At 62.8% G+C, this 24297-nt stretch carries 20 protein-coding genes; 6 read left to right on the top strand and 14 right to left on the bottom strand.

Annotated features, from left to right (window positions below; all coding sequences use genetic code 11):
* Positions 1-24 precede the first annotated feature (24 nt).
* The 7 genes from Q1V51_RS10840 to Q1V51_RS10810 all read right to left on the bottom strand — a co-directional run bounded on the left by Q1V51_RS10840 (position 25) and on the right by Q1V51_RS10810 (position 7146).
* A complete protein-coding gene (locus Q1V51_RS10840) occupies positions 25-249 on the bottom strand; it encodes a F0F1 ATP synthase subunit C (RefSeq protein WP_300556219.1) in 225 nt (74 codons plus the stop codon).
* A gap of 49 nt (positions 250-298) precedes the next feature.
* Entirely contained in the window at positions 299-1078 is a 780-nt protein-coding gene (locus Q1V51_RS10835) for a F0F1 ATP synthase subunit A (protein WP_300556217.1), read from the bottom strand.
* 55 nt (positions 1079-1133) lie between these two features.
* Complete coding sequence (locus Q1V51_RS10830) at positions 1134-1403, bottom strand: AtpZ/AtpI family protein (RefSeq protein ID WP_300556215.1); 270 nt, start codon at positions 1401-1403, stop codon at positions 1134-1136.
* Between the two features lie 176 nt (positions 1404-1579).
* Positions 1580-5026, bottom strand: a complete 3447-nt coding sequence (gene smc, locus Q1V51_RS10825) for a chromosome segregation protein SMC (RefSeq protein ID WP_300556213.1) — start codon at positions 5024-5026, stop codon at positions 1580-1582.
* Positions 5027-5089: 63 nt separating this feature from the next.
* Positions 5090-5821 carry a thioredoxin domain-containing protein gene (locus tag Q1V51_RS10820; protein ID WP_300556211.1) on the bottom strand — a complete coding sequence of 244 codons (732 nt, stop codon included), beginning with the start codon at positions 5819-5821 and terminating at the stop codon, positions 5090-5092.
* Positions 5822-5838: 17 nt separating this feature from the next.
* Positions 5839-6558, bottom strand: coding sequence for a thioredoxin domain-containing protein (locus Q1V51_RS10815; RefSeq protein ID WP_300556209.1), 720 nt, complete (start codon positions 6556-6558; stop codon positions 5839-5841).
* A 21-nt stretch (positions 6559-6579) separates the two neighbouring features.
* On the bottom strand, positions 6580-7146 hold the full coding sequence (locus Q1V51_RS10810) for a DUF721 domain-containing protein (protein WP_300556207.1): 567 nt from the start codon (positions 7144-7146) through the stop codon (positions 6580-6582).
* A 49-nt stretch (positions 7147-7195) separates the two neighbouring features.
* On the opposite strand from Q1V51_RS10810, the gene mutY reads away from it, so the two are divergent.
* The gene (mutY, locus tag Q1V51_RS10805; protein ID WP_300556205.1) at positions 7196-8254 is read left to right on the top strand and encodes an A/G-specific adenine glycosylase; all 1059 of its coding nucleotides are present in this window, start codon (positions 7196-7198) and stop codon (positions 8252-8254) included.
* On the opposite strand, the gene Q1V51_RS10800 is transcribed toward mutY, so the two are convergent.
* The 3 genes from Q1V51_RS10800 to Q1V51_RS10790 form a co-directional block, all read right to left on the bottom strand.
* Positions 8243-10756 carry an ATP-binding protein gene (locus Q1V51_RS10800; RefSeq protein ID WP_300556203.1) on the bottom strand — a complete coding sequence of 838 codons (2514 nt, stop codon included), beginning with the start codon at positions 10754-10756 and terminating at the stop codon, positions 8243-8245. The genes mutY and Q1V51_RS10800 overlap by 12 nt on opposite strands.
* Positions 10757-10851: 95 nt before the next feature.
* A complete protein-coding gene (locus tag Q1V51_RS10795; protein WP_300556221.1) occupies positions 10852-11931 on the bottom strand; it encodes a site-specific DNA-methyltransferase in 1080 nt (359 codons plus the stop codon).
* Between the two features lie 89 nt (positions 11932-12020).
* On the bottom strand, positions 12021-12632 hold the full coding sequence (locus tag Q1V51_RS10790; RefSeq protein ID WP_300556201.1) for a ribonuclease HII: 612 nt from the start codon (positions 12630-12632) through the stop codon (positions 12021-12023).
* A gap of 124 nt (positions 12633-12756) precedes the next feature.
* On the opposite strand from Q1V51_RS10790, the gene Q1V51_RS10785 reads away from it, so the two are divergent.
* The gene (locus tag Q1V51_RS10785; RefSeq protein WP_300556199.1) at positions 12757-14520 is read left to right on the top strand and encodes an EAL domain-containing protein; all 1764 of its coding nucleotides are present in this window, start codon (positions 12757-12759) and stop codon (positions 14518-14520) included.
* On the opposite strand, the gene Q1V51_RS10780 is transcribed toward Q1V51_RS10785, so the two are convergent.
* From Q1V51_RS10780 to Q1V51_RS10770, 3 genes are all read right to left on the bottom strand, one after another.
* Positions 14517-15404 (bottom strand): hypothetical protein, encoded by an 888-nt coding sequence (locus Q1V51_RS10780; protein ID WP_300556197.1) that lies wholly within the window; start codon positions 15402-15404, stop codon positions 14517-14519. The genes Q1V51_RS10785 and Q1V51_RS10780 overlap by 4 nt on opposite strands.
* A gap of 79 nt (positions 15405-15483) precedes the next feature.
* Positions 15484-16695, bottom strand: coding sequence for a PA0069 family radical SAM protein (locus tag Q1V51_RS10775; protein ID WP_300556195.1), 1212 nt, complete (start codon positions 16693-16695; stop codon positions 15484-15486).
* Positions 16696-16802: 107 nt separating this feature from the next.
* Entirely contained in the window at positions 16803-17642 is an 840-nt protein-coding gene (locus tag Q1V51_RS10770) for a uracil-DNA glycosylase (protein WP_300556193.1), read from the bottom strand.
* A gap of 135 nt (positions 17643-17777) precedes the next feature.
* Here Q1V51_RS10770 and Q1V51_RS10765 point away from each other — a divergent pair, with 135 nt between their 5' ends.
* The 4 genes from Q1V51_RS10765 (at position 17778) to Q1V51_RS10750 (ending at position 23171) form a co-directional block, all read left to right on the top strand.
* Entirely contained in the window at positions 17778-19451 is a 1674-nt protein-coding gene (locus tag Q1V51_RS10765) for an electron transfer flavoprotein-ubiquinone oxidoreductase (protein WP_300556191.1), read from the top strand.
* A gap of 89 nt (positions 19452-19540) precedes the next feature.
* On the top strand, positions 19541-21247 hold the full coding sequence (locus Q1V51_RS10760) for a tetratricopeptide repeat protein (protein WP_300556189.1): 1707 nt from the start codon (positions 19541-19543) through the stop codon (positions 21245-21247).
* A gap of 20 nt (positions 21248-21267) precedes the next feature.
* Positions 21268-22149, top strand: coding sequence for a 4-(cytidine 5'-diphospho)-2-C-methyl-D-erythritol kinase (locus tag Q1V51_RS10755; RefSeq protein ID WP_300556187.1), 882 nt, complete (start codon positions 21268-21270; stop codon positions 22147-22149).
* Positions 22146-23171 (top strand): hypothetical protein, encoded by a 1026-nt coding sequence (locus tag Q1V51_RS10750; protein WP_300556185.1) that lies wholly within the window; start codon positions 22146-22148, stop codon positions 23169-23171. Before Q1V51_RS10755 ends, Q1V51_RS10750 begins: the two co-directional genes overlap by 4 nt.
* A gap of 7 nt (positions 23172-23178) precedes the next feature.
* On the opposite strand, the gene Q1V51_RS10745 is transcribed toward Q1V51_RS10750, so the two are convergent.
* Positions 23179-24198, bottom strand: a complete 1020-nt coding sequence (locus tag Q1V51_RS10745; RefSeq protein ID WP_300556183.1) for a polyprenyl synthetase family protein — start codon at positions 24196-24198, stop codon at positions 23179-23181.
* Positions 24199-24297 lie beyond the last annotated feature (99 nt).

Here is a 24297-nt window from a genome sequence, read left to right as displayed (position 1 = left end):
ATCGACCGCCACACGAACCTGATTTTAGCCGAACAGGGCCAGCAGGGCGATGAGCAGGGAGAAGATGCCCAGTGCCTCGGTCACGGCGAAGCCGAAGATCAGGTTACCGAACTGCTGCTGAGCAGCAGACGGGTTGCGCATGGCACCCTGAAGGAAAGAACCGAAGATGTTGCCCACGCCGACGGCTGCACCGAGCATACCGAGGCAAGCGAGGCCGGCACCAATGTAACGAGCTGCTTCCGCGTCCATGATGAAACTCCTTTGGAAGATCGAATAGCGGGTTGAATAACGTTCTGCGTTAGTGTCCTGGGTGCAGAGCGTCGGAGAGATAGATGCAGGTCAGGATGGCGAAGACATACGCCTGCAGGAAAGCGACCAGGAATTCGAGGGCGGTCAGCGCCAGCGTCATGGCGAACGGCAGGATGCCGACCAGATAACCGGCTGCGCCGAGCGCGCCAGCAAGCATGACGATGAAGCCGGCGAACACTTTCAAGAGAATGTGTCCAGCGAGCATGTTGGCGAACAGACGCACAGAGTGCGAAACCGGGCGGGAGATGAAGGAGATGATCTCGATCAGCGTCACGAAGGGCAGGATGTAAAGCGGAACGCCCGACGGAACGAAGAGTTTGAAGAACTTGAAGCCGTGTTTGAACAGGCCGTAGACCAGTACGGTCAGCCACACGCTCATCGCCAGCGCAGCCGTCACAATGATGTGGCTGGTGATGGTGAAGGAATGCCAGCCCGGCGCCGGGAAGTAGGGGAACATGCCGAGCATGTTGGCGACCAGGATGAAGATGAAGAGCGTGAAGACGAAGGGGAAGAATCGCAGAGCGTCTGAGCCCGCCGTCGAGCGCAGCATGTCGGCGACGAAACCATAGATGATTTCCGCGACCGACTGGGCGCGGTTCGGGATCATCGCCCGGCTGCCCATGGCAAAGGAGAAGAGGACGATCGTCAGGAACGTCGTCAGCACCATGAAGAAGCTGGAATTGGTGAATGCCAGATTCAGGCCGAAGGCCTCGAACTCGAAGAGGGTGTGAACTTCGAACTGCTTGATCGGGTTGGTGTCTGCTGCCACGCCCGGCCTCACTCATCTAATGCGGCAAATGCCGCAGCTTGATCCCATGAAGACCTCAGCTTTCGCCGTCGGTCTCCGCGTTTATTTCCTTGGCCGCGCGCACGACATTCACCGTGCCCGAGGCAAAACCTAATAGAGTACCGACCATCAGGCCCCAAGGTCCCGTTTCGGCGATCAGGTCCAGAATGAACCCGAGCGCAGAACCGACGAACACCCCGGCAAAGAACTCCGACCCGTAGCGGACCCCGAGGGACCAGGCGGAACGCGGCTCATCCTTGTACTTGTCCTCGCGGGCCTTGCGCTGCGCATCAATGCGCTGCTGCAACTGGTCGAGGTCGGATTTGGATGGGTCGCTCAGCTTATCGTCTTTGCGAGACAGGATTGATCGGTACGCCTATGAAAGAGGACCCCCCACAGGCGCGCGCAAACTATCCTTGCGACCTGACCAAGTCAAGCAATGCCGCAGGTGCGGTAACATGCTAAAAAGTATGGAATATTTTGCTATTCGGCCGCAATCAACTGTTCCGCGCCCATCAGGTCTACCGAGACAAGCTGGGAAACGCCGCGTTCAGCCATAGTGACTCCGAACAGCCGATCGACCCGCGACATGGTCAGCGGATTGTGCGTGATGACGAGGAATCGGGTCTCCGTCAGCGAGCGCATATGGTCCAACATGCGGCAATAGCGGTCGACATTGGCATCATCGAGCGGTGCATCGACCTCGTCGAGGACGCAAACCGGTGCCGGATTGGACAGGAAGACGGCAAAGATCAGCGCGGATGCCGTCAGCGCCTGCTCGCCGCCGGACATCAGCGACATGGTCTCCAGCTTCTTGCCCGGCGGGCAGGCGAAGATTTCCAGGCCGGCTTCCAGCGGGTCGTCTGCCTCGGTCAGGCGAAGCTCGGCATGACCGCCTTCGAACAGGGTGGCGAAAAGCTGGCGGAAATGGCCGTCGACAATCTCGAAGGCCTCCAGCAGGCGAGCCCGGCCTTCCCTGGACAGTTCATCAACGGCTTTGCGCAAGCGGTCGATGGCGGCGAGGAGGTCGTCGCGCTCGCGCTCCATCTCTGTAACCTTGCCGGCGAGTTCCTCGGCTTCCTCATCAGCCCGTAGATTGACGGCGCCGAGACGTTCGCGGGAATTGCGGGCGTCCTGCAGCCGGCGTTCCAGCTCGTCCGCGCTGAGGCCTTCCACATCGGCTTCCGCGACGCGCTGGGACAGGGCGCCGGGCGCAGCACCCGTGGCGTCCTGCAAGCGCTCCGTGGTCTCCACCAGGCGCTCGCGCATACCGGCCAGCTTCGCTTCTGCGGCAGCCCGGCCTTCGCGGGCGGCAGAGGCCGCGGCTTCGGCCCTGCGCGCAGCGCTATCGGCTTCCTTGACCAGGTCCTCGGTGCCGGAGGCGGCGTCGCGTGCCTTGCGCGCGGTCTCCTCTGCAACCTCGATACGATCGGCGAGGGCGTGCAGTTTTTCTTCCAGGGCCGCGGGGCGCTCGTGGGTCGTCTCCAGCTCCTGGGCTGCCTTGCCACTCTCGGCCGTCAATTCCCCGATCTGCTTGCGGGCGCCTTCACAGCGGCGGGTCCAGGCTTCGACATCGCGGGCGAGGGCACCGCGGCGCTGCCGCCGCAATTCCGATTCGCGCCGGGCGCTTTCATAGGCGGCGCGGGCATCGGCTGCCGCTAGGCGCGCCTGTTCAGCCTTGTCACGCGCCTCGTCGACCGCCTCGATCAACTGCTCCGCTGTATCTTCGGCATCCAGCGCCTCAAGCGCCTCGGCCAGAGCCTTGGCGGCTTCGCTTTCTTCCTCGCTCAGCCTCTTGGTGCGATCGCTGAGCGCGTCGGCGCGGGCGGTATCGCGGGCCGCTTTTTCACGCAGGTCGGACAGACGCGAAACAGCCGCGCGGGCGGCCTGTTCAGCGGCTGGAACGGTCTTGCGGGCATCGGCCTCGCGCGTGCGGGCATCGTTGAAACCGCGCTCAGCCTTGTCGCGCGCTTGCTCGGCGTTATTGAAGGCTTGGGCGCTGGCATCCAGCGCCGCGCGAATCTCTTCGAGACGATTGCGCTGTTCCAGGCGCGCCACGGCAGCGGACGGTGCGTCCGCGCGGGCAACAAGGCCGTCCCAGCGCCAGAGGTCGCCTTCCAGGGTGACAATGGTCTGGCCGGGTTTGAGCTGGCTGGCCGCTTTTTCGGCGCGCTCGGGCTTGACCACGCCGATCGCATCGAGCCGGGCTTTCAGGGCGGGCGGAGCTTTGACGTGGTCAGACAAAGGAACGCTTCCGCCCGGAAGCAGGTCAGCCTTGACCCCGGCTTCGCGCCAATACCGTGCAGCGTCGGCGTCGAGCGAGGCCTGAAGGTCATCACCGAGCGCTGCCGCCAGCGCATGCTCGAAGCCCGAACGAGCCCGCACCGCATCGAGTGCCGGGTTCGGTGTATCTTCCAGCGTATTGGCGAGAAGTTTCTCCAGCGCCTGGGCTTCACGTTCGAGGCCGTCGCGTTCCTGGCTCAGCGCCTGGTAAGCCGCAGTGGCCTCATTGCGCAGCTCCTCCGCCGCCTGGCGCGCCCCTTCCGCTGCAACAAACGCAGCCTGGGCCTGGTCGCGCGCCTCCTCGGCTGTCTCTGCCGCTGCCTGGGCAGCCTCCAGCTCACTCAGCGCGGTTGAGGCCCTGACAGCGTCCAGCTCACGTTTGGCTGTTTCCAGTTCGCGGCCGATCTGGGCCTGACGTTGTTCGAGGCGTTCGGCATCACGGCGGGCGGCTTCGGCCGCGGCCCGGTGCTCGGCGGCTTCGCGGGCCTTGGCGTCAAGCACGGCGTCCCTTTGCTGCCGGCGCTGTTCAGCATCGTTTGATGCAGCCTCGGCGAAGGCGAGCGTTTCTTTATCCTTGGCAGCTTCCTGGTCCAGCGCCTCGAGCTGGCCTGCGGCCTCGCTGCGCGAGCCTTCCGCGTCTTCGGCGATGTGCTCCTCGCGGCGGATGGCCGAGGCGAGTTCATCAATACGGTTTTCCAGCGCCGTTATGCGGGACTGAACCTCGCCGGCTTCCCGTTCGAGCTTGTCGCGTTCGCGCTCCAGCAGGCGCAGGGCTGCCGCGGCTTCCGCTTCGGCCTGGCGGGCCGGTTCCCGGGCAGCGGCTTCAATCTCGGCCTGGGTACGCGCTTCGGCGGCATGACGGGTCGCGACTTCGGCAGCTTCAAGGCGTTCGGCGAGTTCCGCTTCCGCCGTTTCCACATGGCTGGCCGCTTCGCGCCAGCGATTGAGCCAGACGGCAGCCTCCAGCGTGCGAATGGATGCGGACAGCTTGCGATACCGGGCCGCTTGCCGGGCCTGTTTCTGCAAGGCGTCATGGCGGGCGCCGGTCTCGTCGATGACTTCCTGGAGCCGGCCGAGATTGGTCTCGGCGCCCTTCAGCCTGAGTTCGGCTTCATGACGGCGGGCGCGCAATCCGGCGACACCGGCGGCTTCTTCCAGCACGCGGCGCCGGTTCTGTGGCTTGGCGGCGATCAGTTCGGAAATCTGGCCCTGACGCACAAGGGCCGGCGAGTTGGCGCCGGTGCCGGCATCGGCAAACAGCAGCTGCACGTCCTTGGCGCGGACTTCCTCGCCATTGATCTTGTAGGCCGAGCCGCCGCCACGGGTAATGCGGCGTGTGACCTCGAGCGCTGCCGCTTCGTTGAAGCGAGCCGGGGCCAGCTTTTCGGCATTGTCGACGGTGAGCACGACTTCAGCATGATTGCGCGGCGGGCGCGCATCGGTGCCGGCGAAGATGACGTCTTCCATGCCACCGCCGCGCAGCGACTTGGCGGAGGTTGCACCCATAACCCAGCGCAGGGCTTCGAGCAGGTTGGACTTGCCGCACCCGTTCGGCCCGATAATTCCGGTCAGTCCCGGATCAATCCGCAATTCGGTCGGATCGACGAAGGATTTAAAACCGGCCAGCCTGAGCTGAGTGAACTTCACCTGACCTCCACAACGCGCCACGCTGCAGATTGTGCAGATGAATGCGGCGCTTTCCTGACGTTTTTACTGGTCCGAATCGGACTCGTTCAGGAAGTGAAGGACGATTCGGCGGAAATTGTCTTCACCATAGTTGGCGGGAAGCCTTTCTCCGTTGACGATCAGGGGCTCTCCACCCCACACCAAAATCGCCTCGCCATCGATCATGGCTCGGTTCAGGGTCTGGCCATCGATGACGAAAGTCGGCGTGCCCGCGACCTCGTCGGTTCCGGCTAAGGCAATGGTTTCGCCGATACGTTGGCTTTTCGCCGGATCTTGCAGGCAGGCCGAGAAGGCTTCTGGGGACACCCCGATATTGGCCCCGACGCCGTGATAGACCCCGAGGACATCACCCTGATTGCGGATGGCGTCGAAAATGTCGGGCTGGGCGTCAAACAGAAGGCCGGAGGCTTCAAAATAGCGATCCGGCCCCGCGCATTCGGCCATGATGGCGCTGGCGGCGGCGACCTCGTTCGGCGGCGTTACAATCGGGCGCAGCACGAAACGCACCCGACCGGTGTCGACAAATTCCGGCTTCAGCCAAGACCAGACCTGGTCATGCCAGTTCTTGCAGGCCGGGCACGCGAAGGAGGCGTATTCGATGATCTCCAACGGCGCCGTATCGGACCCGATGGCGTAGTCGGTATAGGTGTTGAGCGGGACAAGCTCCGCCGGAGCGCTGGACTGCGCCTGGGCGGTTACTGGCAGAACGAGCGCCAGCAGCGCGATCTGGATGGCACGCAGAATAGTCACACTCACCACTCCAATCCGTGCGCCTAGCTTGCGCTGGTGGCAAGCAGGTGGTCGATGAGGCGGGAGAAGGTCTCCGCGTCCATGAGACCCGGCACCGGCTCACCATCAATGATCACCTGCTCCTCGCCGAGGAAATAGGTGTACTCGTCCTCACCGGCAGCGCGGCGGGTTTCCAGCAGCCGGCCATTGAAGACAAAGCGCGGCGTGCCGTCGACACCGGCGGCCGCTGCACGCTCATGGCTGTCGACAATGCCCTGGGCAATCGACTCGTCACTGAGGCAGGTCTGCAGGTCAGCTTCAGACAGGCCCAGAGCACCAGCGATCGCCACGTATTGCGAGCGGGCACCATTGGGGTTCTGGGTCGCGCGGAAGATCGAACTTTGCTGCTGGAACAGGAGGTCGATCGCGTCGAAATAGCGGTCTTCGGAGACGCAGCGGGCAAGCGTGAAACCGGCCACGGACAATTGCGGCGAGCCGGTAATCATTTCCCGCATGATGAAGCGGACCTGGCCGGTATCGACGTAATTCTCTTTCAGGGTCGGGTAGACCTGTTCATGGAAGGTGGCGCAGTGGCCGCATGCGACCGAAGCGAATTCGATAATGGTCAGGGGCGCAGTGTCCGAGCCCTTTGCCAGATCATAATCCGTGGTCGTCGCCGGCGAGGTTGCATTGCCGCCACAAGCCGACAGAAGCAGTCCGGACGACAGGGCCAGAGCCGAAAACAGGCGTCGGGTCAGTTTCATCTCGATATTCCCCTCAACACTCTAGGTCCGGTTTCGGCGCGCCTGCACCGACCGGTCGAAACGTTTCAGCGCGGACAATAACCGGGCCTCGGTGGATTTCTCCACCCCGTCTGTCACTTGTTTGACGCGATTTAATGTCTCTGGCTGCTGCGGAAATGCAGGCGTGACCTGTAACTGGCCTGGCGATTTCGGCGCGTCCTGCCCGCCCAGGCGGCCCTGCACAACCTTCAAGCGGGTCGGTGCCCGGTGCCCGGCATAGAGTTTCACCCGCTCGAGAATGCGGCGGCTTTCCGCCTGCAGAACAGCTCCCGCCGGGCCGCGCGCCTGGATGACAAGTGTCTGCACGCTGCCCTGGCGCTGGATGGAAACCGGATCGCACCAGCGGGCCAGCCGTGCGCCGACGATTTCAGTCCAGTGTTGTTCCAATTGCTCGATGCCGACGCCGAAGCGTTTGGCGAGCGGTCGAAGAACGCGCTCGGCCGCCTGTGCCGCGGGCGGCGCAGCTGGCCGGGCGCGGCGACCGCGATGCTGTTCGAGATAGCGCCGCGCTTCGCTTTCCAGCGTTGACGGTGTGACCGGACGTTTCATGTTCAGTACCATCGCGCCAAAGCCAGCGGCGGACAAGAGTGGGGCATGCATGTTGGATGAAACGGAAATCGCTGCGCTGCGCACCCGTCTGCTCGACTGGTATGACCGCTCGGGTCGGTCTCTCCCCTGGCGTATCCGTCCCGAGGACCGCGCCGCCGGTGCAGTAGCCGACCCCTATGCCATCTGGCTGTCGGAAATCATGCTGCAGCAGACGACCGTGCCCCATGCAACGCCCTACTGGCTGCGTTTTCTGGAGCTGTGGCCGCGGGTAGGCGACCTGGCCGCGGCGCCGCGCGAGGACGTGATGCGCGAGTGGGCGGGGCTTGGCTATTATGCCCGCGCGCGCAATCTGCATGCCTGCGCACAGGCGGTTGTCGATCAGTATGACGGAGCCTTTCCATCTGACCTCAAGGCGCTGCAGGCCTTGCCCGGGATCGGTGACTATACTGCCAATGCCATACGTGCGGCCGCATTCGACCAACCGGCCAGCGTCGTGGACGGTAATGTGGAAAGGGTCATGACCCGCATGTGGCGGATAGAGACGCCGCTGCCCAAAGCCAAGCGGGAGATCAAGGCAATCGCCGCAGACATCGCGGATCCGGAGCGGTCCGGCGACTATGCCCAGGCGATCATGGATCTGGGCGCCACGGTGTGCACGCCCAAATCTCCCAACTGCCTGATCTGCCCGTGGAGCACCCACTGCCGCGGCCGTGCGGACGGGGATATGCTGAGTTATCCCCGCAAGGAAAAGAAAAAACCGAAACCGGTACGCCGCGGGACCGCCTGGCTGGTCCGGCGCGACGGGCATATCTGGCTGCGTCAGAGGTCAGACAGCGGTTTGCTGGGCGGCATGATGGAAGTGCCGTCGTCCGATTGGTCAGACGCGTCGGAGCCGGCAGAACCGCCCTTCGAGGCCGGCTGGTCGGTGAGGGGCGAGGTCAAGCACGTGTTCACCCATTTCGAGCTGCGGCTGGAAGTGCGTGAGGCCGATGCCGGGGCCGACTGGGAGCCGGACGACGGTATCTGGGCCGATGCCGAGCGTCTCGGTGATCACGCCTTGCCCAGCGTTATGCGCAAGATTGTTCTGGCCGGGCGTTCAGGCGGCTGAGCGTTTTTCCCAAGCGATCTTGATCGCGCCGTACAGGGCTTCCGGGCTCAGTGGCTTGGCGGCGAAGCTGTCCATGCCGGCAGCAAAGCATTCCTGCGAATCCTCCGGTGAGGCATTGGCAGTGAGGGCAATGATCGGCAGCGTGGCAGCGGCATCTGTGCGGGCCCGGATGTTGCGCGTGGCCTCTAGCCCATCCATCACCGGCATCCGGACATCCATCAGCACGACGTCGAATTGACCGGAATCCAGCGCGTCGAGTGCAGCCTTGCCGTCATGCGCTTCGATAACCTCGGCTTTCAACGGTTTGAGATAGGCCCGGGCGACCTGACGGTTCACGAGATTATCTTCAACCAGCAGGATCCTTGCGCCATGCAGATCACGGAATTCCGGGGCATTGGCGATGTCCTGCGGGGTGCGTGGAGCGGCCGGGCGCGGCGCATTTGCGGTATCGAGGACTTTTACCACGAGGGTAAAACGCGAACCGTCCTGCTCACTCGATTCAACAGTCAGATCGCCCCCCATCAACCGTGCCAGGCTGCGCGAAATGTAAAGACCAAGACCGGTGCCACCAAACCGCGTCGCCGTCGTCGCATCGGCCTGTGTGAAGGGCTGGAAGAGCTGCTCCTGAACCTGTTTGGACATGCCGATGCCGGTGTCGGAAACCACCAGCCTGAGCCGGCAGTCTGATCCGACATGCTCGGCGGAGGCCGCAACCGTGACCGCGCCCTTGTCGGTGAACTTGATGGCGTTGGACAAGAGGTTGGAAAGCGATTGGCGCAGGCGCAGCTTGTCGATGCGACCGGTCTCCGGAACGCTGTCGTCGAGGGTCAGCTCATAGTCAAGCCCTTTGCCCTTGGCACTGCTGGCAAACAGGGTGAAAGTGTCGCGAACAAGCTCACGGATCGAAGCGTCATCGCTGGCGAGCTCCAGCTTGCCAGCGTCGATCTTCGACATGTCGAGAATATCCGACAGCAAGAGGTTCAACGTCTCGCCCGAGGCGCGGATCATGCGCGCCTGCTCTTTTTTCTCAGCGCTTACCAGCTCGCTCTCAAGAGCATGGGCCAGGCCTGAAATGCCATTGAGCGGGGTGCGCAATTCATGGCTCATATTGGCGATGAAATCGCTTTTGGCCTGGTTGGCTTGTTCCAGTTCCCGGGTGCGCGCTTCAACCCGATCTTCGAGCTCGGCGAGCAAGCTCTCCTTTTGCTGGCACTGAATTTCCAGGGTCCGGGCCAGATCGCCAATCTCGCTGGCATCAGTCATCAGCTCCTGGAATGCGGGTTCCTGCGCGTCACCGACGCGGTGGTCGGCAAAGCGGCGATTGAGTTGGCCGAGCGGATTAATCACGAAACGCAGGATGACCAGGTAGAGCAGGAAGCTCTGCATGGCGACAGCCAGGACGCCAAATCCGAGGATCAGCCCGGCTTCCATAATCGCTTCGCGCTGCAATGCGGCATGATCGAAGAGAGTAACGAAATACCAGTCGGGGCCGCTCATCTGGCCAAAAGCCGCAACCCAGCGCCGGTCCGGACTGACCAGCGCACCAAAGGCCTGACCGCTCGCTTCAACGACCGTATGAATCTGCTCAATGCCCAGTTCGGCGGCCAGTTGTGAAACTGATGTCGTTGTGATCTCGCCCTGTAGCAAGTCCGCGTGAGCGATCAGCTGGCCGGCAGAATTGATGAAGACATTCTGCCCGTTCGGCGGCGCATCATTCATCGCATTGCGGAAATAGTCCTGCAGCGGGATGGTGGTGCCGAAGGCGCCGAGATGAATGCCGCTGGCGCGGACCGGCGTGAAGCACCCCGTCGTCAGCGATTCCCGGTTCTGGACAAAAACCGCCTGGCTCAACTCATCGCAGACGAAGCGGCTTTCCGGATTGCTTTCCGGCAGCACCAGGGCCGCGAACGGGGCGGAGGAAATGGAAAAGTCGGCTGGCGCCTCGCGACGATAGAAGGCAAGCCGGTCGGGGCGGGCGCTGGCCGAGATGACAAGCTCATTGTCCGGCGTGAAGAAATAGAGATTGCGGATCCGCTGGCCGAGCATTTCGCCGCCGCGGTCGACCACATAATAGGCTGCCAGCAAAAGACGTTTGCGTTCGAGCGGGATCTCGTCGTGAGGCCCGATGAAAGCGCCGACGCCAAAATGGTAATCCCCGCCGCCATCGGCATAGCCGTCGAACAGGGCGTCGATACTGCGCCGGGTGCCATCTGGTGTCAGCGGGAATAGGCGATCAAACTCTCGCTCGACAACGGCATCGTCGAGCGTGTCCATGCGTCGTTCCAAGGCTTCTATGGAGGTGGCATGGGCGTCGCGGATTTCGTCGAACATCGCCGTCGTGCGCCGTGCACGCTCGCGGATATAAGCCGATACGGTATCAAGCTGCTGGCGTTCGATATCGCGCCAGAAGCTGAAGGCCGTCAGCCCCGTTGCGGCGATCGAGATCAGCAGGGTCGTCAGCAAGATGGTGCCGAGAACGCGCCAGGCCAGTGAGGAAAACATCAGCCATCGCCCCCTTCGAAGATGCTGAAAAGCCAGTTTTAATTCACGACTATTGCGCAAGCCCTAAGGGGAGGGCGTTTCGCACAGTTGCGGTGTCAGTTTTCAAGCGTGGCCCGGACTTCGGCGCGCAGCACGTCAATCGGCGCGAGGCCGGCCTTGGTGCGAACATGCCAATAGGTCCAGCCATTGCACGACGGTGCGCTCTGAATCTGGGCGCCCACCTGGTGGATCGAGCCGGCGCGCTTGCCGGCGACCAGAGAACCATCCGCCCGGACACGCGCTGTATGACGGCCTTTCGGGCAATAAAGCGTATCGCCCGGCTTGACCATGCCACGTTCGACCAGAGCGCCGAACGGAATGCGCGGCTGCGCGCGCTTGGACTGGGTCACGCTAAGCGCCTCACGCGAAGCCGGTTCGATCTTGGCCAGACGCTGGCGTGCAACCTCGATATAGCCCGGATCGCGTTCGATCCCGATATAATGACGGCCCAGCCGTTTTGCAGCGGCACCCGTGGTTCCGGTGCCGAAGAAAGGGTCGAGGACCACATCGCCCGGATTGGTGGTCGACAGGAGGACACGATGCAAAAGCGCTTCGGGCTTTTGCGTCGGGTGAGCTTTTTTGCCCGCGTCATCTTTCAGGCGTTCGCCGCCACCGCAGATCGGCAGCGTCCAGTCCGAGCGCATCTGCACACCGTCATTGAGCGCCTTCATCGCCGCATAATTGAATGTCGGGCGGCCTTCCTTGGTCTTGGCGGCCCAGATCAGGGTTTCGTGCGCATTTGTGAAGCGCGTGCCCTTGAAATTCGGCATCGGGTTGGACTTGCGCCAGATAATATCGTTGAGCACCCAGAAGCCGGCATCCTGGAGAATGCCGCCGACGCGGAAGATGTTGTGATAGGAGCCGATGACCCAGATGGCACCGTTCGGCTTCAAGATGCGCCGGGCCTGTTCCATCCACTGCCAGGTGAAGAGATCATAATCGTCGAAACCGCCGATCTGGTCCCAGTCATTATCGACCGCATCGACCTTGGAATTGTCCGGGCGGTGCAGATCGCCGCCAAGCTGGAGATTGTAGGGCGGGTCTGCAAACACGAGGTCTACGCTCTCGTCGGGAAGCGACTTCATCGCCTCCACGCATTCGCCAGCAAGGATTTCATCAACCGGGATACTGCCCATCACACGCCACTCCACCTGTTTCGCACAAGCTTGTTCCAAGGATGGTTTTTCAACGTTTAGGGCTAACGGGCCGTTAACCCTGAATCAAGTTATCCACAATGATTCGCATTCCCGCTTTGCGCCGATTCGGTTGCCTGGCGAACCGGAGCGTAACTCCGGCGATGGATCGGGCAGGGGCCCAAACGTATCAGGGCGTCCTTGTGCGAAGGGCTGGGATAGCCCTTATGGCCCGCAAAGCCATAGCCGGGGAATCGGGCCTCCGCGAGCAACATTAGGTCATCCCTGACTGTCTTGGCGATAATCGAGGCGGCCGAAATCGCCGCGACCTTGCTGTCCCCTTTGACAATCGCTTCCGCCTCGCACGGCATGTATTGAGGTATGCGATTGCCGTCGATTTCTGCCTTGTGCGGCAGGGCCGGCAGGTTGAGGCAAGCGCGGCGCATCGCCGTCATGGTCGCGTGAAGGATATTGAGCCGGTCTATCTCTTCCGGCTCGGCAATTCCCAGGCCGATCCAGGCATGATGCCGAAGTTCTGCGGCCAGCTTGCGGCGGCGGGTTTCAGTCAGCTTCTTGGAATCAGCCAATCCGTCGATGCGATAGTCCGCGGGCAAGATGACCGCAGCTGCCACAACAGGCCCGGCCAGCGGGCCACGTCCGGCTTCATCGATGCCACAAATAAGAAAGTCGCGATTTACGTTCATCGCGTTAAGCGAAAATCCAAGATTTCATGGCAGGCTCGAAAAAAACATATGAGTGGGTTGGGTTCATAGCGTGGTTTCCGAGTTGACTTCAAATGCCGGGAGCGAGGGGCTTTGGCTTCTTGGCATGGTCGCCCTTGCGGGCGTGGTGGTGGGATACGCCATCGCCTGGGCGGTGCCCCGCTGTCTCCTGACCAATAGCAAGCGCCAACGTGCCGAAAGGGCGCGGCTTGAAGCGCTCGCCAACGCGACTTTCGAGGGGCTCGTTCTGGTCCGCAACACCCTGGTTGCGGAAGCCAATATGCGCTTCCTCGATATGGTCGGCCTATCGCGCGAGGACCTGATCAACACCCCCTTGTGCAAGCTCGGCCTCGATGACAAGTCGGCCTCGACCCTGCGGACCATGCAGAGCGGCGAGCAGAAGACCTGCCAACTGCGCATGCGATCCGGCGATGACATCACGGTACAGGTGCAGGCGCGCGAGATGGATTATGAGGGCGAGCCCAGCCTGATCCTGGCGTTCCGCGATGTCTCAAGTGAGGAACGGACCCGCGCCCGCATCATGCATATGGCGCATCACGATGCCCTGACTGGCCTGCCGAACCGGGCTCGTTTCCGCGAGAGCCTTGAGCATGAACTCGAACGCGCCTGGGTCACCCATGACGAGGTGGCGCTGATGTTCTTCGACCTCGACCGCTTCAAGGAAGTCAATGACGTCCACGGGCACGCGGCCGGTGATGCACTCCTCGTGGCGGTCGCCGAGCGGATTCTCGACAGCCTGCCCGAGGGCGCCATCGCATCGCGCCTGAGTGGCGACGAGTTTGCGGTGATCCTGCCCCGGGTCGATAGCCGTCTCGAAGCGACGACGATCGCCGAGCGGGTGGTCGACAATGTCGCCAAGCCGGCCACGATCGGTGCGGTGCATCTCAATGTCAGCGCCTCTGGCGGGGTGACCATGTTCCCGCTCGATGGTGAAGACCCGGACCGGCTGATGAACCAGGCCGACCAGGCGCTCTACCGGGCCAAGCACCAGGGCCGCAATTGTGTTGCCGAGTTCGATCCGCAAATGGGCCGGCAGATGCAGGAAAAGCGTATGCTGGAATCCGACCTGGCCATGGCCATTGAGGATGAGCTGCTCGATCTGCACTTCCAGCCGCAAGCCCATTTGGGGAGCGGTGATATTGTCGGTTTTGAAGCCCTCGTCCGCTGGCATGATGATGAGCGTGGTTTTGTGCCGCCCTCGCAATTCATCCAGCTGGCCGAGGAAACCGGTCAGATCCTGCGCCTTGGCCAGTGGGTGATCGAGCGGGCCTGTCGCGAGGCGGTCAACTGGACAGACGGCCAACGCGTCTCCATCAATGTCAGCCCGGCCCAGTTCAAACAGGGCAATCTTGTCCTCTCCGTTGAACGGGCCTTGCGGTCGGCCGGACTCGATCCGTCGCGACTGGAGATCGAGATCACCGAGGGCGTGCTGATCGATGATGAGGCCCGCGCGCTGACCATTCTGCGCCGTCTCAAGGACCTTGGCGTCGGGCTCGCGATTGATGATTTCGGCACCGGGTTTGCCTCGCTGAATTATCTGCGCTCCTTCCCCTTCGACAAGATCAAGATCGACCGCTCCTTCATCTCCGGCATCCAGAACCAGCCCGAAGCCCGTATCATCGTTCACTCGACCATTGATCTCGCCCATCAGCTCGGTATGGGCGTTGTCGTTGAGGGCGTTGAGGATATGGACGAGCTGATCGCCCTGGGCGACCTGAACGAGGTGAACGTACAAGGCTATTTGCTGGCCCGTCCGCTGACGCGGGGCGCGATCAAGGATTTCCTGGCCTCGCCGCCGGATCTGCGCGCCGAGATTCTTGCCGGTGCCAGCGCCGTGCGCCGTGCCTAGGCTGTTTCCGGGGCCGGCTGGCGTTCGAGCCGGCCAGCCATGGCCCGGAACAGGAACCAGCAGGCACCCAGCGGCATCCCGACGGTGATGATCCAGGGATGGTAATCACCCAGCCGTGAGATCTGCACCCCGGTGACAATCCATTCCACCGCCTCGATACGCCAGATCCCGTCCTCCCCCTGTTCGAACGTGGGGGCGAGGGCATTGAGCGATTGCGTCGCCCAATTGAAGGTGAAGGTCGGCGTGGTGGCGAAAATTGCGACCAGCCAGAGATAGCGGTGTTTCAGGCGTGGCATGGCCAGCCAGAGGGCAAAGGCGAGAAATAGAATAACCGGTGTGGCATAGGCGATGGCACGCACGCCCTGGCGGATCGGGCCAAGTTGCTTCGGCGGCGTCCAGTTGGCCGGGTCGAGCACCTGAGAGCGCAGATTGACGGCGCGGATCGGGTCGCTGCCAGTCGCTTCGCCGGTAACGGTCAGGAAAACCGGTTGGGCCATCTCGTAATTGAAGACGTATTCGGCCGTGACGCTGAGCTGGTCGGGGCCATCGCCGGACTGGTCAAGATTGAACCGGTAGGTGACCAGGTCGGTGCGCTGCAGCGGCAGGTCGGGAAACTGGGCAAAGAATTGCGCCATATCGGTTTCCACCGTGTCGGCAACGATAGCCGGGGCAAGAAGCGGCAGCAGCGCCGTTCCATCCTTGGCGTCGATAGCGGACTGCAAACCGGCAAAGAAAATCGCTTCGCGCCTATTGCGTTCAAAGCGTGCCTCGACGAAGGCACCGATCTCGTCGCTGGTGGCCCCCCGTTGGTATGGGTCGAACTGCACCGAGCACGCGGCCATCAGAAAGACGGCCGGCAAAAGCAAGATCAGACGCAACACCATGATTTCCCCACTCCCCGATAACGAGTGTGGGGGCTGCTCGTTTGCCTGGCAAGCCTCCGTCGCGCGCTCAGACCTGTAGTCAGAACAAGGATGGTTGTTGCGCGTCGCCCGCGGGCCGCTCGAAAAGGCTGAACTCTAGAGGGCGCCGTTGGCTGGTATAGCCGAAACGGCGCATGGCGGCGCGGAAGCGTTGGGCGATGAGCTCCGCATAGGGGCCTTGGCCGCGGCCGCGGCGGCCCCAGCTGTGGTCATAATCGCGCCCGCCGCGCATGGAGCGCAGCAGTGAGAGCACATGGGCGGCGCTATCCGGCCGCTTCTCCGCCAGCCATTCGCGGAACAGGTCCTTGATCTCCATCGGCAGGCGCAAAAGCACATAGCCGGCTCCTGTCGCCCCGGCATGGGCTGCGGCCTCGAGCAGGGGCTCGATCTCGTGATCATTCAGCGCCGGAATGATCGGAGCCATCATCACCGTTACCGGCAGGCCGGCGGCGCTCAGCCCCTCGATGGTCTTGAGGCGCCGGTGCGGGGCCGCGGCCCGCGGTTCCATATCCCGCGCCAACCGGTTGTCCAGCGTGGTGACGGATATCGCGCCCTTGGCAAGGCCTTGCTCGGCCATGGGGCCGAGGATGTCGAGGTCTCGCAAAACAAGCGAGGACTTGGTTATGAAACTGACCGGGTGTTTGTAACGAGCAAAGACCTTGAGGATGTCCCGGGTGAGCTCGAGCCGTCTCTCCACCGGCTGCCAGGCATCGGTATTGGCACCGATAACGATGGGTTTGGGTTCATAGCGCGGCCGGTTGAAGAACGCCTCCAGCAATCTGGCACCGTCCGGCTTGGAGAAGATCATGCTTTCGAAGTCGAGCCCAGGTGAATAGCCCCAATAGGCGTGGCTCGACCGCGCATAGCAATAGACGCAGCCGTGCTCACAGCCGCGATAGGGATTGATCGACTGGTCAAAAGCGATATCCGGCGAACTATTGGTTGAGACTATGGAGCGAGAGGCATCCTTCATCACTACCGTCGACATCTGCTCCGGTGGCGTTATGGCGTCGGCATCGCCGGATGCAGTTCCAGCCCCGGCTTCAGCCTCGCTCTCGGCAATCTCGCTCCAGCCGTCGCCGGTATAAGCCCCCCATCCATCATCAAAGGCTTCGCGCTGGTAAGCCTCAAACCGCCCGGATTGGTTTGACCGAGCGCCGCGACCCTTGATGCGGGTTCCCGGGGCGATGGGGCGTGCATCCTGGGTCTTTTCGGTGGCGTTAAGGGCGTAGCCTCCAGGGCGCTCGGTCATGAGCTCAAACTGACTCACGCATCAGAACAAAGCAAGAACATTTTGCGCACTATCGGCCGATTTTCGAGTCCCCTCGAAGATTCAATGAGATCGCGGATTAAAAGCGCTTAGCTGTCCTTCAACCGGGATTCCAGGGCCTGCATGTCAGCCCAGGCTTGTCGCTTTGAAGCCGGCTGTCGCAGCAGGAAGGACGGATGGAAAATTGGCAGGCATGGGACGGTCTGGCCCGTTTCCTTGCCGCTGGCATCGCGCAGTTTATAGTCCGCCCACTGTCCGCGCAGGCGAGTAATCCCGGTTTGGCTGCGCAAGAGCGACTGGGCTGAAACCCCGCCAGCGACCACTAGTATTTCGGGCGCCTTGAGCGCGATATGACGCTCGATGAGCGGCAGGCAGATCGCGATTTCCTCCTGCGTCGGATTGCGGTTCCCGGGCGGGCGCCAATTGACGATATTGGAAATGTAGAGATCGTCCTCGCCCAGCCCGATCGCGGCGAACATGCGGTCGAGTAACTGCCCGGTGCGACCGACGAAAGGCTTGCCCTGTTCATCCTCATCGCGGCCGGGTGCTTCCCCGACGACCATGATGCGTGCCTCGGCATGACCCCGGGCAAACACGGTGTTGCGTGCCGTTCGTTTGAGCGCGCAACCCTCGAACTCTGAAATCACAGCCTTCAGTGCGTCCAGCGTATCAGCTTTTGCGGCGGCCTCCAGTGCCCCCGGGCCGGCTTTGGGCGTGCTGCCGAAGCCGGCAGCGCGCGCCGCGGCCGCCGTCGCTGCACGCGGCGGTTCAGCGATGGCGCGGGGTTTTGCCGGCGTCGCGGGCGCCGGGGCAAGCCCCGGACGAGCACGCACAATCGGGGCGTCGAGCTCCAGCCCCGCCTCAGCCCACCAGTCGATCAGGGCCTTGAGTGCTTTTTCGTCCTGCCGGGTGAGCGAGGTTTCTTGCATTACGTGAACGTCAACGTAAAATCTTTGATCCGTAGCACGGGTCGCGCTAGATGAAGGTGTGATCCTAAGCTATGACCGGATTCCGGCAAGCACGCTCTGTGCTTCCAACTGACGACAAAGAGGGATGTCTGGCCAATGACCGACGCCGCAATCGAACGCGAGTCCATGGAGTATGACGTTGTTATCGTTGGCGGAGGCCCGGCTGGCTTGTCCGCGGCGATCCGCCTGAAACAACTTGCTGCAGAGGCCGGGCAGGAGATTTCCATCGCCCTGCTCGAAAAAGGCGCCGAAGTCGGCGCACACATTCTGTCCGGCGCCGTGGTCGATCCCAAGGCCCTCAACGAACTGATTCCCGACTGGAAGGAGCAGGGCGCTCCGCTGACCGATCTGGTGAAGACCGATATTTTCGAAGTGCTCGGTCCGGCCGGCTCGATCTCGCTGCCGACGCTGATGTTTCCGCCGCTGATGAGCAATCACGGCTGCTACATCACGTCGCTTGGCAATGTCGCCCGCTGGCTCGGCGAGCAGGCCGAAGCCATGGGGGTGGAAATCTATCCCGGATTCCCGGCCGCGGACGTTGTCGAAGAAGACGGTGTCATCAAGGGCGTCGTCACCGGTGATTTCGGTGTCGCCCGCGATGGTGGCCAGAAGGATGGTTACCAGCCGGGTATGGAACTGCGCGGCAAGTACACCCTGATCGCGGAAGGCGTGCGCGGTTCGCTGGCCAAGCAGCTGATCGAGCGTTTCAACCTGTCGGAAGGCAAGGAGCCGCAGAAGTTCGGCATCGGCCTGAAAGAGCTTTGGCGCGTGAAGCCGGAGAAGCACAAGCCGGGTCTGGTCAAGCACACCATGGGCTGGCCGCTTGATGGCTCCACTGGCGGTGGATCCTTCATGTACCATTTCGGCGACAACCTGGTCTCGATCGGCTTTGTCGTGCACCTCAACTACAAGAATCCGTATCTGACGCCGTTCGAAGAGTTCCAGCGGCTCAAGACGCACCCGGCCTTCGCCGAGACCTTTGAAGGCGCCGAGCGCATTTCCTACGGTGCACGCGCCATCACCGAAGGCGGCTACCAGTCTGTGCCGGAACTGGCCTTCCCGGGCGGTGCCCTGATCGGATGTTCCGCCGGCTTCGTGAACGTGCCCCGCATCAAGGGCAGCCACAACGCCATGAAGACGGGCATGCTGGCCGCTGAAAGCGTCTTCGAGGCGCTCGGTGCGGGCCGTGAAGGCGATACGCTGGTCGAATACCAGGCCGCTTACGAAAGCTCCTGGGTCGCCAAGGACCTGAAGCGCGTGCGCAATGTGAAGCCGCTCTGGTCGAAATTCGGCACCCTGATCGGTGTCGCTCTGGGCGGTCTCGACATGTGGTGCAACACGATTTTCGGTGGCTGGTCGCCGTTTGGCACGCTGGGGCATGGCAAGACCGATGCGGAAAGCCTCGAACCGGCTTCCAAGCACAAGCCGATCGACTATCCCAAGCCGGATGGCGTCCTGACCTTCGATCGTCTCTCCTCGGTGTTCATTTCCAACACCAATCACGAGGAAGACCAGCCCATTCACCTGAAGCTCTCCGACGAGGAGCTGCAGAAAATCTCCGAGCTCGGCGAGTTCGCAGGCCCGTCGACGCGCTATTGCCCGGCCGGGGTCTATGAATGGATCGATGACGAGACCAGTGGCGAAAAGCGCTTCCAGATCAACGCGCAGAACTGCGTTCACTGCAAGACGTGCGATATCAAGGACCCGAACCAGAACATCAACTGGACGACGCCGGAAGGCGGCGGCGGGCCGATTTACGCCAACATGTAATCCAAGCGTACCGCCGGGCTTGGTGATTTTGCAAGCCCGCGCGGCGCTTGATGCTTGCCACGAAGGCGCGCTCGCGCGAGCATGACCGTATGAAACGCGTCCTTGGCCTGTCCTTTATCGTTCTCGCCAGCGGCTTGCTGAGCGCCTGTGTCAGCGTGCCGGATGAGGAGCCGTCCGTTTATGGCGCCTTCCTGGCCGCCCGCTATGCGCGCGAGCACCGCGATGCGGACGGGGCGGCGAGCTATTACGCCACGGCGCTGAACCAGTCGCCGGGTGATGTGACCCTAGCGGACCAGGCCTATATCACTGCGCTACTGGCGGGGCGCATGGATGATGCGGCTCGCTATGCGGGCGAGTCGGTTGCGATGGGCGACCCGAGCCGCCTTGCCGGGCTTTACCTGTCCGCCGACCTGATGGCGCGGCGCCGTTATGATGAGGCCGTGGACGTGCTCGATCAAGCGCCGCCCTATGGCCCGTTCAACGCTTTCATCGCAGAGATTTTCCTGCATTGGGCGCTGATCGGTGATGGCCGCAGCGATATCGCCCTGACCCAGGCGCGCCGCATGACCGCCCATGGTCAACTCCTGCCCTTCATCGCCTTTCACCGGGCTCTCCTTGAAGAGGCCGCGGGAGACCTGGCAGCGGCTGATCAAGGCTATCGCGCCGCTGTGTTTGGTTCCGCCTTCCCGCGGATGACGACCCAGCTTTATGGCGCTTTCCTCCAGCGCCAGGGCGAGCGCGAAAATGCGCGGGCCCTGTACGAGGAATATCTGGCCACGGTGCCAACCGATCCGGTTATCTCTGCCGCTCTGGCGCGTCTTGAGGCCGGTGGCCGGCCGCCGCGTCGTCCGACATCAGCAGAAGCCGCGGCGCTGGCAGCCTTTGGTCCCTCCGCCAGCCTCGCAGCCCAGACCGATATGGACCTGATCGCGCTCTATCTGCGCATGATCCAGCGGCTCGATCCCGACATGCATGCCAATCGCATCCTGCTCGGCGAAGTCCTGCAGCGGATCAACCTGCCCGATGCGGCCCTGGTCGAGTATGCCGCTGTCCCCGAAGGCCCGCTCTACATCCCGGCCCAGGTCGACCTGATCTGGCTGACCGCTCGCCTCAATCGGATGGAGCAAGCCACGGCCATGGCGCGCGAATTGTTGGCTGAGACCGGCAATAACGAGGCGCGCCTGATCCTGGCAGACCTGCTGCGGGTCAATGGCGGTTGCGGTGAAGCCGCGGGCCTGTATGGCGATGTCGTCGCTGACAGGGTCGCCAACGGCCGTTTGGTGGACTGGCGCTATCATTATTTCCGAGCCTCCTGCCTTTTCCTGGAAGGCGATGACGAGGCCGCTGAGAGTGAGTACCTGCTGGCGCTGGGGGCCGGGCCAGATCAAGCCCAGGTGCTCAATGATCTCGGCTATCTCTGGATCGATCGAGGTGAACGCCTGGATGAGGCTTTTGCCATGGTCGCGCGTGCGGCCGAGCTCGAGCCGGAGGCCGGGCATATCATCGACAGTCTCGGCTGGGCGCATTATCGCCTGGGTAATTACGAAGCCGCGGTCCTGACACTGGAGCGGGCTGCAGCGCTGTCTCCGGGCAGTGCCACGGCGAATTTCCATCTCGGCGACGCCTATTGGCAGGTTGGTCGGCGTCTGGAAGCGCGCTTCCAGTGGCGCCGGGCGCTGGATCTGGAGCCCGAGGCGGATGAGCGTGAGGCCTTGCTCGAACGGCTCGAACATGGTTTGCCCGACGTGGATAGCGTTGAGTTCGTGGAAAGTGCTCAACAGCCTGCCATTCCGTAAGCAGCAGAAAAAGCGGCATTATGTCGGGTACCATCAGCGAATTCGCACCTGCCAAGATCAATCTTTCCCTGCGGGTCGGCCCGGCCCGGGCAGACGGCTATCACCCGCTCGACAGCCTCGTTACCTTCGCCGACTGGGGTGACATGATCACGGTGCGTGATGAAGTCGCCCTGATGATGACGATGGGCGGTGAGACGAGCCAGGATTTGCAGGAAGAGGAACATAATCTTGTCCTGCGGGCCGCCCGCCTGCTGCAGGAGAAGGCCGGGATCGACAAGGGCGCGGTCATCCACCTGCAAAAGGACATCCCCGTAGCGGCAGGGCTGGGCGGCGGATCCGCCGATGCCGCAGCGACCCTGCGCGCGCTCAACCGGCTATGGGAGATTGACTGGGAGCTCGACCGGCTTGCCGAGATCGCTATCGAGCTGGGCGCAGACGTGCCGGCCTGCGTGTATTCCCGGCCCCTGCACATGCGCGGGATTGGCGAGGAGATTGAGCTGATCGGCAAATTTCCCTCGCTGACGGCCGTGATCATCAATCCGGGCGTACCCGTTTCCACTGGTGAAGTCTTTGCCGCCTTTGATGAAACTGACCCCGCACCGCTCAAGCCGGGGCGGGCGCTGGGCGGGCATATTCTCGACTGGCTCGCCCGCGAGCCCAATCATCTCGAGCGCCCGGCCATGCGGGTCGCTCCGAAAATCAAGCGGGCGCTGGACTGGCTCAGGCGCCAGGATGGCGCCGAACTGGTGCGCATGTCGGGATCCGGGGCGAGCTGTTTCGCGCTTTTCTCCGATGATGAAAAAGCCGAGCGAGCAGCTGACAGCTATGACGGTTTTGCCATCGAGGTCGGCCTGGCCGGCATCGCCGATGGCGAGGTCACTTACGCAGGTGACGGCGAATGATGGAGCTGTTTGCGCCGGCTTTGCCCGTCCTCTGCGCGTTCTTCACGGCGTTTTTCGGCGCCGTTCTGGTGCGCTTTGCGGGCATTCTCGACCATCCCAACAGCCGCTCCAGCCACACCGCGCCGACGCCGCGCGGAGGTGGACTTGCGGTGCTGGCAGGCCTGTTTGCCGGTGTGATCTGGCTTGCTCCGCTGGCGCCGAACGAGGCCGTTATGGTGATCGCCATTCTCGCCGCCGGTGCCATCGCCGGGCTGATTGGTCTGCTCGATGATCTCTTTACCCTGCATGAAGGCTTTAAATTCATAGCCTTTATCATCCTCTCCAGCGGTTTGACCCTGGCCCTGGGTCCGGTCACTGAGCTCGGTGTCGCCCTGCCGCTGGTGGTCGGTTTGGCCGGCTCGGTCCTGTGGCTGTTCACCGTGACCAACGCCGTCAATTTCATGGATGGAGCCGATGGTCTCATGGCCCTGTCGCTGATCCCGGCTGCCCTCGCAATCTGGGTCATGGGCGAGGGCGCTTTGGCGGCCCTTTCGGTGCTGTTGGCGGCGGCTTTGGGCGGGTTTTGTGTGCTCAACCTGCCCCTGCTCGGGGCGCGTGGCGGTTTGTTTGCGGGCGATATCGGTTCACTGGGCGTGGCGATGATGCTCGGCGGTCTGGCCCTGGCCTTCGCCGTGACCGGACCGGCGGGGTCGGTCTGGCTCGCCCCGCTTCTCTTGATGCCCGTCCTCGGCGATGTGCTTCTGACCATGGCCTCGCGGGCCAAGGCCAAGTGCAATCTGCTCGCGGCGCATCGGGCCCATGCCTACCAGCTGCTTCTGCGCCTGCGCTGGAGTCATCGCGATGTGGCGCTGGTGTGGGCGGTCATGGCGATCATGGCCGCGACGCTCGCCTGGCTTGGGCATGCCAGTGGCGCGGAGGGCGTGAAATTCCTGATGCTGCTGATCGGGACCGGGGCCTTCACCCTGTTTCATCGCTGGGTGAGGCGTCAGGCCAAGGATCGCGGCCTGGACACGCTGCACTGACCGGCGCTTAGTACGCCCGTTCAACCACGAAATCGGCGAGGTTTTCGAGCGCTTCACGCCATTCATTGGCGGGGAAGCGCTGCAGTGCCAGGCGGGCCTTGCGGGCATGATCGCGGGCGGCGTTGACGGTGGCGTCGATGGTCTTGCACGATTGCATATAGTCCATCGCCCGCTCGAAATCGCCCTCGCGCTGATCCGTCTCGGCGATCACGCGCTGCCAGAATTCGCGCTCTTCCCCGCTGGCCTGTTTGAGGCACAGGGCAACCGGCAGGGTCACCTTGCCTTCGCGGAAATCATCGCCAACGGCCTTGCCCAGCTTGGCGGCGCGGCCGCCATAATCGAGCGCATCATCGACCAGCTGGAAGGCCAGGCCGAGTTCGCGGCCATAGGTTTCCAGCGCATCCTCATCGCTCTGCGACCGTCCGGCGACGATACCGGAAACCTGCGAGGCAGCAGCGAACAGGGCGGCGGTCTTGGCGTCGATGATTTCCATATAGGTGTCGACCGAGGTCGAGATATCCTTGACCGCGGACAGCTGGCGAACCTCGCCCTCGGCGATCGTCGAGGCGGCAGCGGACAGGACGCCCAGCGCCTTCATCGAACCGGCTTCCACCATCAGGGAGAAGGAGCGCGCGAACAGGAAGTCGCCGACCAGCACGCTGGAGGCGTTGCCCCAGATCAGATTGGCGGCGGTCTTGCCGCGGCGCATGCCGCTTTCATCGACCACATCGTCGTGCAGCAGGGTGGCGGTGTGGATGAACTCCACCGCGGCGGCGAGCTTGATGACGCTGTCTTCGGTAAAGCCGAGGAGATTACCCGCTGCGACCGTGATCATCGGGCGCACGCGCTTGCCGCCGGCCTCGATGAGGTATTTCGCCAGTTCCGGGATCAGATCGACATGGCTGTCGAGGCGTTCCAGGATCAGCGCATCGACCCGGCGCATATCGTCATAGGCCAGCTCAGCGAGGCGTTCAGCGGCATTGGGCGCCGGTGCGCTTTGCGATACAGGGGTATTCAGACTGACCATGCTGTCCACGCCGGCGAACCTCTTGCGGGCCCAAGTTTGACCGTGACAATAGGAATCCCGACCCGTCGCGTCCAGCGGCGAGCGCGGTGGCAATTCAGC

It is taken from the genome of Maricaulis sp., from assembly GCF_030149235.1.
In the GTDB taxonomy this organism is placed as follows: Bacteria; Pseudomonadota; Alphaproteobacteria; order Caulobacterales; family Maricaulaceae; genus Maricaulis.
Note: the sequence above shows the minus strand (reverse complement) of the source record. Positions and strands in the feature narration are given on the sequence as shown.

What these genes read in the sequence shown, in the direction of transcription:
- Q1V51_RS10840 (WP_300556219.1), bottom strand. Translation starts at nt 249, where the DNA reads ATGGACGCGGAAGCAGCTCGTTACATTGGTGCCGGCCTCGCTTGCCTC.
- Q1V51_RS10815 (WP_300556209.1), bottom strand. Translation starts at nt 6,558, where the DNA reads ATGAAACTGACCCGACGCCTGTTTTCGGCTCTGGCCCTGTCGTCCGGA.
- Q1V51_RS10810 (WP_300556207.1), bottom strand. Translation starts at nt 7,146, where the DNA reads ATGAAACGTCCGGTCACACCGTCAACGCTGGAAAGCGAAGCGCGGCGC.
- mutY (WP_300556205.1), top strand. Translation starts at nt 7,196, where the DNA reads ATGTTGGATGAAACGGAAATCGCTGCGCTGCGCACCCGTCTGCTCGAC.
- Q1V51_RS10800 (WP_300556203.1), bottom strand. Translation starts at nt 10,756, where the DNA reads ATGTTTTCCTCACTGGCCTGGCGCGTTCTCGGCACCATCTTGCTGACG.
- Q1V51_RS10795 (WP_300556221.1), bottom strand. Translation starts at nt 11,931, where the DNA reads ATGGGCAGTATCCCGGTTGATGAAATCCTTGCTGGCGAATGCGTGGAG.
- Q1V51_RS10790 (WP_300556201.1), bottom strand. Translation starts at nt 12,632, where the DNA reads ATGAACGTAAATCGCGACTTTCTTATTTGTGGCATCGATGAAGCCGGA.
- Q1V51_RS10785 (WP_300556199.1), top strand. Translation starts at nt 12,757, where the DNA reads ATGGTCGCCCTTGCGGGCGTGGTGGTGGGATACGCCATCGCCTGGGCG.
- Q1V51_RS10780 (WP_300556197.1), bottom strand. Translation starts at nt 15,404, where the DNA reads ATGGTGTTGCGTCTGATCTTGCTTTTGCCGGCCGTCTTTCTGATGGCC.
- Q1V51_RS10775 (WP_300556195.1), bottom strand. Translation starts at nt 16,695, where the DNA reads ATGACCGAGCGCCCTGGAGGCTACGCCCTTAACGCCACCGAAAAGACC.
- Q1V51_RS10770 (WP_300556193.1), bottom strand. Translation starts at nt 17,642, where the DNA reads ATGCAAGAAACCTCGCTCACCCGGCAGGACGAAAAAGCACTCAAGGCC.
- Q1V51_RS10765 (WP_300556191.1), top strand. Translation starts at nt 17,778, where the DNA reads ATGACCGACGCCGCAATCGAACGCGAGTCCATGGAGTATGACGTTGTT.
- Q1V51_RS10760 (WP_300556189.1), top strand. Translation starts at nt 19,541, where the DNA reads ATGAAACGCGTCCTTGGCCTGTCCTTTATCGTTCTCGCCAGCGGCTTG.
- Q1V51_RS10755 (WP_300556187.1), top strand. Translation starts at nt 21,268, where the DNA reads ATGTCGGGTACCATCAGCGAATTCGCACCTGCCAAGATCAATCTTTCC.
- Q1V51_RS10750 (WP_300556185.1), top strand. Translation starts at nt 22,146, where the DNA reads ATGATGGAGCTGTTTGCGCCGGCTTTGCCCGTCCTCTGCGCGTTCTTC.
- Q1V51_RS10745 (WP_300556183.1), bottom strand. Translation starts at nt 24,198, where the DNA reads ATGGTCAGTCTGAATACCCCTGTATCGCAAAGCGCACCGGCGCCCAAT.